This window comes from Serratia sp. ID 25-353 (assembly GCF_054792795.1).
Window position 1 is genome coordinate 1,694,202 of the sequence record NZ_CM139236.1, and the last position, 14,502, is coordinate 1,708,703.

A 14,502-nucleotide genomic window follows, 5' to 3' on the forward strand; every position below is an offset into this window, starting at 1 on the left:
TTACTGAAGCAGCCGGCGGAGAAATGCAGCGGTATCCTGCATGAAATAAAAGTGATCGCCCGTCAGGAGTTGAACCTGGCTGCCGGGGAGTTCTTCTTTCCACTGCGACAGCGCGGAGCGGCTAACCAAAGGGTCGTTGTTGCCGCCCAAAATGCGCGGCTGCAGGCCGGGCAACGGTTCTGCGCTGAGTTCACCCAACAGCCGTAGGTCTTGCTGTATCAATCGGGTGACAAGCGGGCGAGTGAGCTCATCCAGCGTCAACGCGCCGCTGCTTTCACTGAATGCCAGGATGTGGTCCAACACTTCTTGCCGCTGGCTTTCCTGCCGGAGTAATTTCAGTTCTGACGGCGCGCGCTGGGCCGACAAAACGGTGTCGATGCGAAAGCGCGACGTTTGCAGCGCCGCGGCAACCTGCAGGGCAAGCAGCGAACCCATGCTGTGACCGAAAATCACCGCCGGCGCGATGCCCAGCGAGGCATGCAGCGCATCGACGCAGCGCGCAATGGCGTGCTGGGCCGTTTCCCAGGCCGGCGCGTCTTGCGCTTCTTCCCGGCCGGGATATTGCATGATGAACAGATCCACCTCGTCCGGCAGCAGCTCGCGCCAGTGCTGGTAGAACGCTACGCCGCCGCCGGCATGCGGAAAGACCACCAATTGTTTGGTGACCGGCGAACTGCGCGGGCGGCTGAGTCTCACCGCGCAGCCGAGAGAAGTGCGCAATTGCGTCATGAGTTCAACCCCGCCGTGTTTCTGACGGACGGCTCCTGGCGCAGCAAATCGCGCAGCGTCAGGCGATCTATCTTGCCGATGCCTTTCATGGGAATGGCGTCGATGACGATCAATTTTTCCGGTGCCTTGAACGCCGCCAGCCCTTCTTTCTCAAAGAAACGGCGCAATGCGCTGAGGGTCAGCGTGTCATCCGTACTGGTGACAAACAGACACGGCACCTCACCGTACAGATCGTCCGCCATGCCCACGCAAGCGGCTCGCACCACGGCAGGATGTTGTTCTGCCAGTTCTTCTATCTCGTTCGGACTGAATTTTTCTCCCCCACGGTTAATCGAATCGTTGACGCGCCCATCGATGAAAATATTGCCTGCGGCATCGACGTGCGCCAGATCGCCGGTGCGGTAGAAGCCGTCAGCGGTAAACGCGGCAAGGTTCGCCTGGGGATTTTGGTAGTATTCGGTGAGCGTATAAGGGCCACGGGTGATCAGTTCACCTGATTTACCCACGGGCAAAGAACAGCCATTTTCATCGACGATTAGTACTTCATCATAGGGGCTCAAAGGCCGGCCCTGAGAGCTGAACCGCACCGCATCGTCGTCGTCAACCGCGTTAAAACACAACAGCCCTTCGCTCATGCCATAACATTGCTGCAGGGTAATGCCGAGACTGCGGGACGAGGAGGCCGCCAGCTCTGGCGTCACTCTGGCCCCACCCACCTGGACATGCCACAACGTTGTCAGGTTGCGCGGCGTTTTTTGCTGCAGTTCGCTCCATTGCGACAGTAGAGCAGGCACCAGCGTGGTATGCGTTACGCCGCATCGCTCGATCACGTCCAACGCCGTTTCCGCCGAGGGCGCATCGGCGAGCGCCACAGCGCCGCCGCGAGAAAGCGTACCAAGTATGCCGGGACAATTGATGACGAATCCATGTGAAACCGGCATCGCAGCGAAATAGACCGACTGGCTGTCCAGAGCAAACACGTCACAGCCGCATTCAATCATATAGCTGTAACCGCCATTCTTGCGTGCGATCGCCTTGGGCAAACCGGTGGTGCCACTCGAAAGCAACATGACGGCGGTATCCGACGGGGTCATGATGACGGCGTGAAGTGGCGGCGAAGGCATCAGGGGTGAACAGAAATGTTGCAGGTTCAGGTAGCGAGTATCGTGCCCGGCGTCATCGTAATCTTCGACCAGTATCACATCGATATTGAGACCTTCCGTCAACAGCGTCTGCAGAGCGGCAAGTGGGTTATAGCGGCGGGAACCGCGCTGCAAGGCGAATACTTTCGGCGCGGTCAGATGCAGAATGTGCCTCAGCTCTTTCTCACGATAAGAAGGTAATATCGGCACCGGGATCGCGCCGAGCATCAACGAAGATAGCATGACGACAACCGCTTCACGGGTATTGCGCAATTGATACGCGATCCGATCGCCTTTCTGCACGCCTAATTGGCGCAATTTCAAGGCGGCTGAAGCGACCGCGCCGTTCAGCCAGTCGTAACTGTAAACCTCCCCGCGTTCAAAAAGCGCCGGGCGCTGTCCATGTTGTTGAAGGGCCTTTAATAAACGTTGATTGATTGAATCCCCAACACTAACCATAGCGACTCCATAATGAGTTAACTCACTGTTTGACTGTTATCTTTCTCAATCACAATTCGTTAAACAAACAGCTTTCGGCACCTCGGTCAGGCGGCGCCGTCACTTCTGTATTGGCTCACAATGAACAGCAAAATGGACTCAAAAACACTTCATTTTCTGGTCGCCATCAAACACTACGACCGACCGTCAGTCAATTACTTTGGGGTTAATTATTTGTATATCTTATGTTTCATACGGACCATTCTGTCGTAAATTTGTTTTTAAACATAAGGTTATAAAAAATGTCTTTTTCATAGTTGCTTATGATATTTCAGAAATAAGCTGATCTAATGAATAGTCTTGCCCTCCCCACAGCGAGGGCGCATCGACGCAGCGGGCCTTCAACAGAGCTTGCAACGCCACGGTTTCCGCCGAACTGAGCGCTAAATCCTGGCGCAGTTGCCAGCTGCCATCCGCCGCTTGCAGTACGTCTTCAGGTACGCCCACCTCCGCTAACAGCGCCAATAAATCATCCAGAGTCTTCATAATGTTATCCAATCGTTAAATGGTATTGATAATTATTCATATTGACCGTCAGTCGGTCAATGGGTATTTTAACGCTTGCCTGAGATGGCCAGGCTCCCGCCCCACAGCGAGACGCTTACTTGAAGAGGGATTATTTTTGAATAAATTCAACGGATTTCATTTGCGACACGCTTATCTTTGCCCGTTTTTTTTGGGCATGGTGCCTTGCCTGACTCTGGCGGCAGGCGAAGAGTCGATATGGGTGGTCGCTGACGGTTCGTCCTCGGGCAACGTTCCACAGGGCTACGCGGCCCAACAAGCGGAGGTGGCAACCAAAACCCGTTCACCGCTGGTCGACGTGCCGCAATTCGTCTCGGTGGTCAATCGACAGCAAATGGACGTGCAATCAGCCGATACGGTCAGCCAGGCGCTGCGCTACAGCGCCGGCGTTGCCGTAGAACGCTTCGGTGCATTTTCCAGCGGCGTGGACTTCGCCAGAATGCGCGGCTTTGAGGCGGACTACTATCTGGATGGTTTACGCGTCATCGGCAATACCGGCATTTGGGGGCCACAGATTGAAACCTGGGGGTTGCAAAGCGTCGAAGTCTTGCATGGCCCCTCCTCCTCGTTATACGGCCAGGGCGGTGCCGGAGGCGTAATCAATATGATTTCCCGACGGCCTTCCGCTACCGAGTCGAATCAGCTTAAATTGGATGTCGGCAACGACCGTACGCGTTCCCTCAGTCTCGATGCCACCGGCGCACTGACCGATGACGAACAGTGGTTGTATCGTTTCGATGGCCTGGCGGCCACGCGTGGCTCGCAGATAGAAGATACCCGGCAGAAGCGTCTCTATCTGGCACCTGCCATCACCTGGCAGCCCAACGAACGCATGCGTTGGACCGTGCTAACTCACTATCTGCGTGAACCCGAGTCGGGCTATTACAACACCCTGCCCGCCCAGGTTCTGGGGCTGTTGCCCAATGCGCGCGGCAAGATAGATACCGATAAAAATTACAGCGATCCGGCGCACGAGAACTCAAGCCGCACGCAATATGATGTGACCTCACTGTTTGAAGTGCAGTTGAACGATCGCTGGCGATTAAAACAAAACCTGCGCTATTCCCATGTAGACTCTGCGGTGCGGCGCGATTTTACCCGCGCCATCACGCCGGACAACCGCCTTTTGACGGCGGTCTACCAAGATTCCCCGAGTCAGGCGGACAGCCTTGTGATGGATAACCAGGCCGAGGTGAAATTCGCTACCGGCGCCATCGCCCACCAAGGGTTGGCCGGCATCGACTACCAGACCGGTAAACTGGATAAAGACTGGTGGGGATCGCAGACCGTGACGTTCGATCCCTGGTCCGGTCAGTACCGCCCTTCATTCGATCCTGTTGCGGTTTCACGCACGTCGACAACGCAACGTTTCCACCGCACCGGCTTATACGGGCAGGACGAAGCCAGCTGGCGCGGATGGCATTTGCTGTTGGGCGGCCGTCATGACTGGTCGCGTATGCGTACCGGTGACAATCTGGCCCATACCCAAACGCAAACCAATGACGCCGCCTGGAGCTATCGTGCCGGATTGAGCCACCCGTTCGACAGCGGCCTGGCGCCGTGGGCCAGCGTCTCTACCGCCTTCGATCCGCTGACCGGCACTGACGCTCAGGGCTCGCCGTTCAAACCCACCCATTCCACTCAGTATGAGATGGGTTTGAAACTGCAGCCGCCCGGCAGCGCAATGATGACCAGCCTGGCGGTTTACCAACTGACGCAGCGCGATGTGAACACCATCGATCCCCTCAATCCCAGCTATTACACCCAGACTGGCGAAGTACGTTCTCGCGGCGTGGAGCTGGAATCGCGTACGGCGCTGACCGATAGCCTTAACCTGATGCTGGCCTATGCCTGGGTCAACAACGTCGTGACTCAAGCCAACGATAACACCCAGGGGCGACACCCGGTCGGTGTTCCGGCGCAAACCGGCTCGATGTGGCTGGACTATCGCTTTACTAAAGGGCCGCTGCAGGGGCTGCTGATCGGCGGCGGCGCTCGCTACCTGGGGGCCAGTTGGGGAGATGGCGCCAACACATTCAAAGTGCCTGCCGTTTGGCTCGGCGATATGACCGTTCGCTATACGCCGGGTGCCTGGGATCCGCGCCTGTATAACCTCGAATTGGGGTTGACCATCAACAACCTGACCAACAAATCTTATGTCGCCAGTTGCACCAGCGCGCCTTACTGCAGCATCGGCATCGAACGCAGCGTCACCGGTTCGATAAGTTGGTATTTCTGATGCGCAGACGGCGTTTTCTGCAGGTGGCCACTTTGCTGGCGCTTTCCTCGCCGTTGCGATCTCTGCGCGCGCAGGCCGATACGCAGGCCGTGACCGATATCGTCGGGCGGACGGTGACCTTACGTTATCCCCTGCGGCGTATTTTCCTGGCGGAAGGCAATCTGTTTTATACCGTCGCGGCGCTTAATCCCCGCGCGCCGATGGAAAGATTGGTAGGCTGGCGAGACAATTTTCGCACCGCCGACCTGGATAGCTATCGGCTGTATCTGCGTCATTTTCCGGAGCTGGCGCAGTTGCCGACCTTTGCCGGAGTGCAGCAGATGCAATTCGATCTGGAAAGGCTGATCGCCTTGCGGCCCGAAGTCATGTTGCTCAATGCGAATACTCGCTCGGCGCTGGAAGCGAGCGGTTTGATGGCTAAGCTCACGGCGGCGAATATCCCCGTGGTATTTGTCGATATGAGCATCGGCCTGATGAACAACAGCGCCAGAAGCATCGCCATCATGGGCCAGCTGTTTGATAATCCACAAAGCGCAGACAGCTTGATTCGCTTCCGTCAGCGACATCTCGATACGATCCTCGATACGCTGGCGAAACGGGCTCCGCCGCGCCCACGCGTAATGATGGAGCGCGCCGCCGGGTTGTACGACGATTGTTGTCTGTCTTGGGGAAATGGCAACTACGGTGAAATGGTGAATATCGCAGGTGGATTCAACCTGGCCCAGAGGCATATCCACGGCGTTTACGGTTCACTAAGCCAGGAAACGGTGATCGCTTCCCGGCCCGATAAAATCGTCGTGACCGGCAGCAACTGGAGTCATTATTCACCTGGAGGTGACTGGGTCAACCTTGGCCCCGGCGCAGATTTGGCGCTGGCAAAAACGCAGTTGGAAAAATTGATGCGACGCCCGGCTTATCGCACCCTGGCCGCGGCAAAGAGCGGAAAAGCGTATGCCATCTGGCACCCGTTTTACGATCATCCCTTTAATTTCGTCGCTATCGAGCGACTGGCCACCTGGTTCCATCCGTCGCTGTTCGCCGGCGTCGATCCCGAAGTGACCTTTGCGGAGCTTTTCGCGCGTTTTCTTCCCATTCCGTATCAGCCCGGTTACTGGGTATCGCTCGATGCGGAGCCGTGAACGATCAGCGGCATCCCAGCAAACGCATGAACTCCTGCGCCAGCGCCGCCCCCAGTCCTTGGCGGTCGGCGTTGGGGTTGACCATGACGTCATCCACGGCGCCGTGCATGCCGTGATACATCAGGATGGCGGTCAAGTGCGGATTATTCAGACTCCAGGCGCCCGCCGCGGCGCCATCGTTTAAAATCGTCAGGATCTGTTCCAGCACGGCATCACGATCCTGATTGCCCCGGGTATGATAATGATGATCGTGATACAGCGCATCGTGCAATTCCATACCTTCAAAATAGGTCGCCACGCCGGCATCACACCAGGCTCTCAGGCGCGCCAACCAGTCATCTTGCGCACATTCATCGATAGCCAGCTGAATTTTCTCGATAAAGTGATTGGTGAACCGTATACGTAAAGCGGACAACATTTCGTTTTTGGACGGAAAATAGTGGTAGAACGTTCCTTTGGCGACGTTGGCGTCACGGACAATATCGCTGATGGTGGTCGCTTCAAATCCTTTTTCGATAAACAGCTTCTGCGCCGCATCCATCAATTCATCCAGGCGCACTTCTGCCGGTTTGGTTCGAGGCTGTGTTTCTTTCATCTTTTCTTTTGTCTTCATATCAACGTCCAGTGTGGATCCAGCGGCCATCGTAACCAATGTTGTTGCCATTGACCAGCCGACCTAGCGCAGTGAAATCAATATTCACACTCCATTGACCGACGGTCAGTCATAATATAAGGTGAGAATAGTTTTCACTATCACCTTCTCTCAATAAGGAGCCCCTTTATGTCCGGTATGCGCAGGATTTCGCTCGTTGCCGCCATCTGTCTGGGTACATTTATGGCGTCGCTCGATATCAGCATCGTCAATGTGGCGCTGCCCACGATGCTGGAATCACTGCAAACCGACATGTCGGGCTTGCAGTGGGTCGTTGACGCTTATGCCCTATGCCTCTCCGCGTTGATCCTTTCGTCCGGCCCGCTGGGCGACAGGTTTGGCCGTAAACGCATTTGGCTCTTCGGCGTCGCCCTGTTTACCGTTGGTTCGATCGTTTGCGCATTCGCGACCAACCTCGGCATGCTGCTGACCGGTCGCGTGATCCAGGGTATCGCCGGTGCAGCCGTCATCCCGGGTGCGCTGTCCCTGCTGACCCACGCGTTTCCGGAAGAACAGCTGCGGACCCGCGCGATCGGCATTTGGTCCTCGGTCAATGCGCTTTCGTTGGTGATCGGCCCGGTTTTGGGCGGCCTGCTGGTACACACCACCGGTTGGCCGGGCATTTTCTGGATCAACATTCCGGTCGGGATCGTCGCACTGGTATTGGGCGGTTGGGGATTGAGAGAGAGCTCGCATCCGGAACACGCTGCGCTCGATCCGCTAGGGCAAGGGCTGAGCATCTTGTGGCTCGGCGCGCTGACCTATGGGCTGATTGCCGCCGGCGAGTTCGGCTGGCACAGCGTGCAGTCGCGCCTTCCGCTGTACGCCGCCCTGGTGCTGTTTGCGCTGTTTCTATGGGTGGAAACCCGGGTCAAACGCCCCTTGCTGCAGCTGAGTCTGTTTCGTCACGCCGACTTTACCGGCTACAACTTCGCCTCTTTCGTGCTTGGCTTCTCCGCTTACAGCAGCGTCTTCTTCGTCTCGCTGTTTCTGCAACAGGCTCAGGGTTGGAGCCCCGCCGACACCGGTTGGCGCATGGCACCGGAGTTTCTCGCCATGGCGCTGGCCGCTTCGGGTTTTGGCCGCCTGTCCGCCAAACTGAGTGTGAACTCGCTGATGATCGCCGGCTATGGTCTGATGGGCATTGCCCTGCTGTTACTGACGCAGCTGCACGCCAGCTCGTCTTACCCCCTGATGGCGCTGTATTTGGCACTACTCGGCTTCGGCATGGGGTTGTCGATGCCGGCGACCAGCGCGCTGGTGATGCGCACCGTCGCGCCGCAGCGCTCTGGGATGGCATCGGCAACGATGAACGCGCTGCGACAAACCGGCATGACGCTGGGCATCGCGCTGCTGGGCACATTGATGAGCATGCAAGCGGTCACGACGTTGACAGCGGCGTTGCACACGCAGGGGGTGGAACAGGCCGCCGAAATCGCCCGGGTAGCGGTGATAGAGCAACAGCAGACGGCCGTGGACACGCTGGGCGCGAATCGCCTGCAAGATCTGACGCACAGCGCCTTCGCCGACGGTTTCGGGATCGCCATGTTTTGGGCCGGATTGCTCAGCATCGCGATGACCGTGTGGCTGCTGATCATGCTGCATCCGCGTTTCCGTCTGCATCCGCAGGCTGAAAACGCCCTGCTGAGCAAGTCCGCTGAACGACTGAACGAGGAATAAACATGACAAAATTATCGGTCGACCCGATCGAGGAATTGATCGCTTTCGCTTCACAGATAGATGCATGCATGGTTCCCCCCGCTGTCCTGGCATTCCAATGCAAACGACTGATGGATAATCTTGGCTGTCTCGCCGCAGGCTATGACCAAAGTGGCGTTGATGCGGCGCTCTCGCTGGCCAGACGCTGGAGCGGCAACGCCGAGGCCAGCATTATCGGCAGTGAAGAACGCCTCGCCGCGCCGCAGGCGGCGTTCGTCAACGCCGTGCGAGCTCGTGCGCTCGACTACTGCGACGTTCTCTCCCCCGGCTGGCATCCCAGCTCTTCGGATATTCCAGTCGCGCTGGCGGCGGCGGAGCTGTCGGGTGCTTCCGGATTGGATATGTTGGCGGCATTGGCCGTCGGCCAGGACTTCGCCCAACGCATCAACCTTGCCGCGCAGGCGAACGGCTTTTTCTACCGCGGATTCGACTCGAATATCCTTGGCCTGTTTTCAGGCGCAGCGATCGCCGCCCGCTTGCTGCGCCTGGATCAGCAAGCTTTCGCCGACGCCATCGGTCTGGCGTTCGATTTCGGCATCGGCACCTTCCAACACTATCAGGACAAGACGCTGGCGGTGCGCATCAGCCAGGGATTGGTGGCGCGCCATGCGCTGGAAGCCGTCTTGATGGCTCAGGCGGGGATAAGCGGCCCCAAACGCGTCCTGAGCGGCGAGAACGGTTTTTTCAATCTCTATGCGCCGGGCGAACCCGATCTGGGGATGCTGACCCACCAACTGGGCATTGCCTTTCTGGGGGAAGAAGCGACCTGCTTCAAGCTATACCCACATTGCAGCATTCTGCTGGCTTTGACAGAAACGCTCTTGAACGACGGGCCACACCGGCAATTGCCCGATCCCGAACGAGCGAAGATCACGCTGCACGCGTCACCGACCATGCGCATGGTGTGCGGTGCACCTTACGAGCCGCAGAAAACGGCCGAAATCGATGCGCAATTCAGCGCGCGTTACATCATCGCTAACGCGCTGCTGCGCGGCCAAGCCAGCGCTCTCGAATTCAGTGCGGCCTTCGCGACAGAACCTGCGGTCGTTGCGCTAGCGCAGCGTATCGAGGTCCATGAACAACACGGCTTCGAACGGTTTGACCGCTTCGAACTTCATATCACGCCCGAACAAGGCGATACGCTGCGGCTCGAAGCCGAGTTCGGCCGCGGCTGGCCGGAGAACCCGGCGGATATGCAGGATATTCGGGATAAATTTCTTCTCTGCTGTGAGCAGTCGCCGAATCATGGATTAAAGCATAACGCGCGACGGCTGATGGCCTGTATCGAGAATCTGGTCGAAGCGCCCTCGTTACAAGCCTTGTTGGCCGCAACTCAGGAGGGACGCTAGTCAGGCTTAGCAAGCGCAGATCGCCGGAGTTAACGCGGCGGGGTGCGCCCTGTCACTTCGGCGTGTAAATCTCTACGAGCGTGGCGATCACTTTCGCCACGTTTGGGTTATCGAGTGGCGGTGGCATTCGCCGGCCTTACAGCATCCACTCGATAGGCAGCCAGCCGGCCACGGTAAGAACGATGCGTTTTACCCAGCCGGCGCCGGGCTCCTGCTGATGCACCTCGGTATGGCCGTCTTCGAAGGCTTCGTTCCAGACCATTTTGCCCTCGGGCGTCAATACCGGCCGATAGGCGGCGTATTCCAGCGGGCCATCAAACAGTTGGCGGGTGTCGGCCGCCAGCGTCGGGCTGTCGATCAAGAAGCCCATTTCGCAGTTCAGGTGCGCCGAACGCGGATCGAAATTGAACGAACCGATAAATACCCGCTTATCGTCGATGGCGAAGGTTTTCGCGTGCAGCGCCGCGCCGGACAGCCCCAGCGGCTTGAGTTCCTTGCGCCCGGTCGGTTGACCGGCGCGCAGCTTCAGCTCGAACAGCTCGACGCCGGCCTGCAGCAGCTCACGCCGGTATTTGGCGTAGCCCGCATGTACCACCAGCACGTCGGTGGTGTTCATCGCGTTGGTCAGCACGCGAATGGATTTCCCCTGTTTGGCAAGCGATTCAAAGAAGCTCGCCCCTTCCCGGCCCGGCACGAAATAGGCGGAGACCAGATCCAGTTGTCGGCTGACGCCGCCGATGATCTTGCCGAGCTGCGTCACCATCAAACGATCGCGCGAAGCGTTGCCCAACCCTTTCGCCGGATCGTCGGCCACCAGCTCTACCTGGGTGAACTCCGGCTGCACGACGCCATCGCGAAAGCGCACCGCGCTGGTTTCCAGCTGCACCGCCAGTTTGCGAGCCCGATCGCTGCTTTCGGTGGCGGTGGCCTGCGCCAGGAAGGCGGAAAGATTGCCTTTGCCTCGGATAATCTGCTCAACGCCGAACACCGACGCGCTGTTCCAGTAGCGATCGAAGACCTCGGCCGTTTCTGCCACTACGCTGCCGACGCTCAGCACGTCGAGATCGAGGAAATAGTTTTCGTCGCCGACCTGGAAATACTCGTCGCCGATGTTGCGGCCGCCGATGATCGCCACGGCGCCGTCGACGATGTAAGACTTGTTATGCATGCGCCGATTCATGCGCATAAAGTCAAAGGCGTAGCCGGCCAGCTTCGGCGTGCGCACGGTCGATGGGTTGAACAGGCGGATCTCGACGTTTTCCTGGGCGTTCAGCGCCGCCAGGGTTTCGTCCATGGCGACGCCGTTATCGTCCAGCAACAGCCGCACGCGCACGCCGCGTTGGGCGGCGTCATACAGGGTTTTCAGCAGGATCTGCCCGGAGGTGTCGTTATGCCAGATGTAGTACTGGGCGTCGATCGACCTTTCCGCCATCCGCGCCAACGCCAGGCGGCTGGCGAACGCATCGTGTCCGCTAGCCAGCGGCACCACGCCGCTCAGGCCTGGGTGCGCCGCCATCAGTTCGGCGGCCCGTGCCGGCAATTGGGCGGCAGGATCCGCCGGCAACGCCGCCTGCGGCAGACGCTGGGAGATATCCGGCAAACGAAAGAGGACTCTTGCCGCAATAATGGCGATCGTCACGGCGAGAATCAGATACACGACAATTTTTATCACGGGAAGCGGCCTCGGAGGTTGACTGCTTTGCTTTATACGTCATTAGGTTGCTTCAATCTATAGGAGAAACGCGCTCTGCCATAAGGCTATAGCGTAAAGCGCGAAGGCGAAACGCCAAACAGTTTTTTGAACGCCACCGAATAGGCGCTGTGGCTCTCGTAACCGCTTTCGAAGGCGGCGTGGATGATCGAGTGGCCGGCCAGCAGCAGCGGAATGGACGACAGCAGCCGCAGGCGCTGTTTCCACTGGCCGAAGGTGATGCCGGTTTGTTGGCTGAAATGGCGTTGAAAGGTCTTTACGCTGATCGACAGTGAATCGGCCCAGGCCTCAATGCCGCGATCGTCGGCCGGCGTGATGACCAACTGCCGGCAAATCTCGGCCATTCTCGCCTCTGCCGGCCAGGGGAGATGCAACGCCAGCTGCGGCTGCAGGCTCAGCTCCTCGAGGAACAGCGCTCTGAGCAGCGCGTGCCGTTTGGTCTCCGCCCCTTCGGGCGCCAGCGTCGCCAACTGCGCGATCAGTTCTCGCAGCAGCGGTGAGACCTGCAATACGCCGTCGCGCAGCGGCAAACGCGCGGCGGTGATTTCGTCGACCAAAATCCCGTAAACGCAAATGTTGCTCTGCATAACGATCTGATGTTCTACCCCCGGCCGCAGCCAGACCGCGGTGGTGGGCGGCACGATCCAGCGCCCGCTGCTCGCCTCGACCGCCATAACGCCCTGCTGCGAATAGAGCAAATGGCAGCGTTTATGCGAGTGGTAAGGAATGACAAAGCCCGCCGGATAGTGTTTCACCAGCCCCGTCACCTCGAACGAGGAGTTTTCGTGGCTACTGAGGTCGATGCGTTTCGTTTCGGCGTTGTCGACTTCGAATCCCATGGTCGTTTGTCCCTTTTGATAACGCGAATGTCTTTTATTTGATAGAGAGGCCGCATGATCCTCCATATAGTGACGTTCTCGCAAGCCACACCAGGGGCCTTATGCGAAGAAACTCACTATTTACACCAAAATTTCATCGTTCTGCGTAAAACAAAGGCGATGACATTGCGCATGCGCTGCGCGATGGCGGCTCGTTGCGGGGGCGGCGTGGCCGAAAGTGATGGAAAGGGAAAGCGTGGTAGCATAAGTCAGGAGGTATACGCATCAATCAGCAGGTAGCTCAGCCTGGGGGCGGCTTAATGTTGCAGGGATAGGGAGAGCACCTAGGCTCTCCTCTATCCATTAGTGTTATCACCTCAACGGGCCAACTCGGCGCCGTCCAGTTCGGAAATCGCCAGACAAATCACTTCAGTAATGGCCTGTACCGTATAGGCGGTATTGGCAGGAATGATTAACATCTCATGGGGTTGCAACGTCTGATCGTCAACCTTCAGTTCACCGCTCAGCACCATCAGTTTCACCCACCCCGGATGAAAACGCGCCGGTTGGCGGCTGCCCGCATCCAACTTCAGCAACGCCGTATGGCCAGGCGTCTCCCGTTTCAAAATGTGAAAACGTACCCCATCGTAAGGCATGTTTTCGTAATGCAGTGACGCCAGTGTTCTCTTATGCATGGTAAGTGTCCTCGTGACCTGTGAGTAGCTGCTCCGCCTTCGGTCGCCGTAAAACGGTTGGCGGCTGTCCCTACCGAAAGCACAGGCTCGCAGCCTCTTGGCGAACGGATTAACTGTCGTACTTGCAGCGGCCCGACCGACCGCCGTTTCATGCCTAACCTGCCTCAGGCATGCTACTAAATATATAAGAGCCTCGCCGACGGCGCAAAAAACCGCTGCCAGGTTGAGCGTATATTCACTTCCCGTCGTCAAATCGCGCGGGGCGATAAGCGTGTGGAATGGCGGGATTGGCGCCATACAGCAGCTCGTCGCTGACCAGCCGGCCAAGCGTCGGCGCACACATCACCGCCGGATGCATCACCGCCACATAGAGCCGAGTAGCGCCCAGCGCTCCGATGATGGGATAACCGTCGCGCGGCCGGGGGCGCATCCCCACCGAACACGCCTGCAGTTGCAAAGGCGCCGCGCCTGGCAGGCGCCCTTCAATCGCCGATTGCGCATCGCTTTCCACCCGTTTGACATCGCCGTGTGCAGGGTGATCCTCCGCCGCCAGCAGATCGCCGTTTTGCGCATGGCGCACTTCAACGTCATCGCCCGCGATCAGCGTGTTCACCGCCTGCGTTGCCGCGTGATAGCGCAACAAAATGGCCGGCGACGCCTCGATCGGCAGCGTGAATCCGCTGCCGTCCAGCAGCGCGGAGATTCCCGTGCCGCAGGCGAGCACCACCCGTTCGGCGGCGATCGCGCCTTCCTCGGTAACGATGCCGGTTATCTGCCCCTCTTCACGCAAAAATCCGGTGACGATTCGCCCCAGGAGCAACTCCCCTCCCCACGCGCTCACGCACTCGAGCAACCGCTGTGTCACTTCTTGCGGATCGACGGCGCCGTCACGCGCCGCAAAATAGGCTTGGCTATCGGGCTGCCTGAGCTCCGGTTCCAGCGCGTTCATCTCGGCGGAGGGCAAAAGCCGATTGTCGGGGTTTTGCGTCGCCGGCGCCTGACCATAGCTGAGCGCGCCGGACCAATTCACCCAAAGAGCTGGGATCTCCTGCGCGAGGCGCCTCCAGTCGGCCACGATCTCGCGCCGCAGAAATTCGTCGGGAGCGCCCTCCGGCACGCCTTCGCTGATCCAGCCGAACGATCTGCCCGTGGCCCCCGCCGCAGGATACGCTTGCTCAACGACGATAACGTGCTGCCCCTGACGCGCCAGATGATAGGCGATCGATGCCCCGACAATCCCGGCGCCAACGATAACAATGCGTGATGTTGTTCCATTCATTTAATGA

The 14,502-nt window shown here is 58.5% G+C and carries 12 protein-coding genes; 4 read left to right on the forward strand and 8 right to left on the reverse strand.

The genetic code is table 11. From position 1 onward, the window contains the following. The 3 genes from ACYF6X_RS08090 to ACYF6X_RS08100 all read right to left on the reverse strand — a co-directional run bounded on the left by ACYF6X_RS08090 (position 1) and on the right by ACYF6X_RS08100 (position 2,855). Complete coding sequence (locus ACYF6X_RS08090; RefSeq protein ID WP_130018310.1) at positions 1 to 729, reverse strand: thioesterase II family protein; 729 nt, start codon at positions 727 to 729, stop codon at positions 1 to 3. Further along, positions 726 to 2,330, reverse strand: coding sequence for an AMP-binding protein (locus ACYF6X_RS08095; protein ID WP_130018309.1), 1,605 nt, complete (start codon positions 2,328 to 2,330; stop codon positions 726 to 728). Before ACYF6X_RS08095 ends, ACYF6X_RS08090 begins: the two co-directional genes overlap by 4 nt. Before the next feature lie 300 nt (positions 2,331 to 2,630). Then, a complete protein-coding gene (locus ACYF6X_RS08100) occupies positions 2,631 to 2,855 on the reverse strand; it encodes a hypothetical protein (protein WP_063989876.1) in 225 nt (74 codons plus the stop codon). Between the two features lie 136 nt (positions 2,856 to 2,991). Between ACYF6X_RS08100 and ACYF6X_RS08105 the strand changes: the two genes are divergently transcribed. After that, positions 2,992 to 5,133 carry a TonB-dependent siderophore receptor gene (locus tag ACYF6X_RS08105; RefSeq protein ID WP_197815891.1) on the forward strand — a complete coding sequence of 714 codons (2,142 nt, stop codon included), beginning with the start codon at positions 2,992 to 2,994 and terminating at the stop codon, positions 5,131 to 5,133. Positions 5,134 to 5,156: 23 nt separating this feature from the next. Beyond that, the gene (locus ACYF6X_RS08110) at positions 5,157 to 6,272 is read left to right on the forward strand and encodes an ABC transporter substrate-binding protein (protein ID WP_254623418.1); all 1,116 of its coding nucleotides are present in this window, start codon (positions 5,157 to 5,159) and stop codon (positions 6,270 to 6,272) included. A 4-nt stretch (positions 6,273 to 6,276) separates the two neighbouring features. Here ACYF6X_RS08110 and ACYF6X_RS08115 read toward each other — a convergent pair whose 3' ends face one another. Continuing rightward, entirely contained in the window at positions 6,277 to 6,936 is a 660-nt protein-coding gene (locus ACYF6X_RS08115) for a TetR/AcrR family transcriptional regulator (RefSeq protein ID WP_233221850.1), read from the reverse strand. 117 nt (positions 6,937 to 7,053) lie between these two features. Between ACYF6X_RS08115 and ACYF6X_RS08120 the strand changes: the two genes are divergently transcribed. Further along, positions 7,054 to 8,604: an MFS transporter gene (locus ACYF6X_RS08120; protein ID WP_130018307.1), complete on the forward strand. Its 1,551-nt coding sequence runs from the start codon at positions 7,054 to 7,056 to the stop codon at positions 8,602 to 8,604. A gap of 2 nt (positions 8,605 to 8,606) precedes the next feature. Then, positions 8,607 to 9,992 carry an MmgE/PrpD family protein gene (locus tag ACYF6X_RS08125; protein ID WP_130018306.1) on the forward strand — a complete coding sequence of 462 codons (1,386 nt, stop codon included), beginning with the start codon at positions 8,607 to 8,609 and terminating at the stop codon, positions 9,990 to 9,992. 136 nt (positions 9,993 to 10,128) lie between these two features. On the opposite strand, the gene ACYF6X_RS08130 is transcribed toward ACYF6X_RS08125, so the two are convergent. From ACYF6X_RS08130 to ACYF6X_RS08145, 4 genes are all read right to left on the reverse strand, one after another. Then, complete coding sequence (locus ACYF6X_RS08130) at positions 10,129 to 11,664, reverse strand: phospholipase D family protein (protein WP_130018305.1); 1,536 nt, start codon at positions 11,662 to 11,664, stop codon at positions 10,129 to 10,131. An 86-nt stretch (positions 11,665 to 11,750) separates the two neighbouring features. Next, entirely contained in the window at positions 11,751 to 12,542 is a 792-nt protein-coding gene (locus ACYF6X_RS08135; RefSeq protein WP_063989869.1) for an AraC family transcriptional regulator, read from the reverse strand. A gap of 356 nt (positions 12,543 to 12,898) precedes the next feature. Next, the gene (locus ACYF6X_RS08140) at positions 12,899 to 13,216 is read right to left on the reverse strand and encodes a cupin domain-containing protein (protein WP_038871643.1); all 318 of its coding nucleotides are present in this window, start codon (positions 13,214 to 13,216) and stop codon (positions 12,899 to 12,901) included. Positions 13,217 to 13,451: 235 nt separating this feature from the next. Next, positions 13,452 to 14,495: an NAD(P)/FAD-dependent oxidoreductase gene (locus ACYF6X_RS08145; protein ID WP_308316746.1), complete on the reverse strand. Its 1,044-nt coding sequence runs from the start codon at positions 14,493 to 14,495 to the stop codon at positions 13,452 to 13,454. Positions 14,496 to 14,502 lie beyond the last annotated feature (7 nt).

Bases quoted from the DNA above. Each gene is read 5' to 3' on its own strand.
- ACYF6X_RS08090 (WP_130018310.1), bottom strand. From the start codon at position 729: ATGACGCAATTGCGCACTTCTCTCGGCTGCGCGGTGAGACTCAGCCGC.
- ACYF6X_RS08095 (WP_130018309.1), bottom strand. From the start codon at position 2,330: ATGGTTAGTGTTGGGGATTCAATCAATCAACGTTTATTAAAGGCCCTT.
- ACYF6X_RS08100 (WP_063989876.1), bottom strand. From the start codon at position 2,855: ATGAAGACTCTGGATGATTTATTGGCGCTGTTAGCGGAGGTGGGCGTA.
- ACYF6X_RS08115 (WP_233221850.1), bottom strand. From the start codon at position 6,936: ATGGCAACAACATTGGTTACGATGGCCGCTGGATCCACACTGGACGTT.
- ACYF6X_RS08120 (WP_130018307.1), top strand. From the start codon at position 7,054: ATGTCCGGTATGCGCAGGATTTCGCTCGTTGCCGCCATCTGTCTGGGT.
- ACYF6X_RS08125 (WP_130018306.1), top strand. From the start codon at position 8,607: ATGACAAAATTATCGGTCGACCCGATCGAGGAATTGATCGCTTTCGCT.
- ACYF6X_RS08135 (WP_063989869.1), bottom strand. From the start codon at position 12,542: ATGGGATTCGAAGTCGACAACGCCGAAACGAAACGCATCGACCTCAGT.
- ACYF6X_RS08140 (WP_038871643.1), bottom strand. From the start codon at position 13,216: ATGCATAAGAGAACACTGGCGTCACTGCATTACGAAAACATGCCTTAC.
- ACYF6X_RS08145 (WP_308316746.1), bottom strand. From the start codon at position 14,495: ATGAATGGAACAACATCACGCATTGTTATCGTTGGCGCCGGGATTGTC.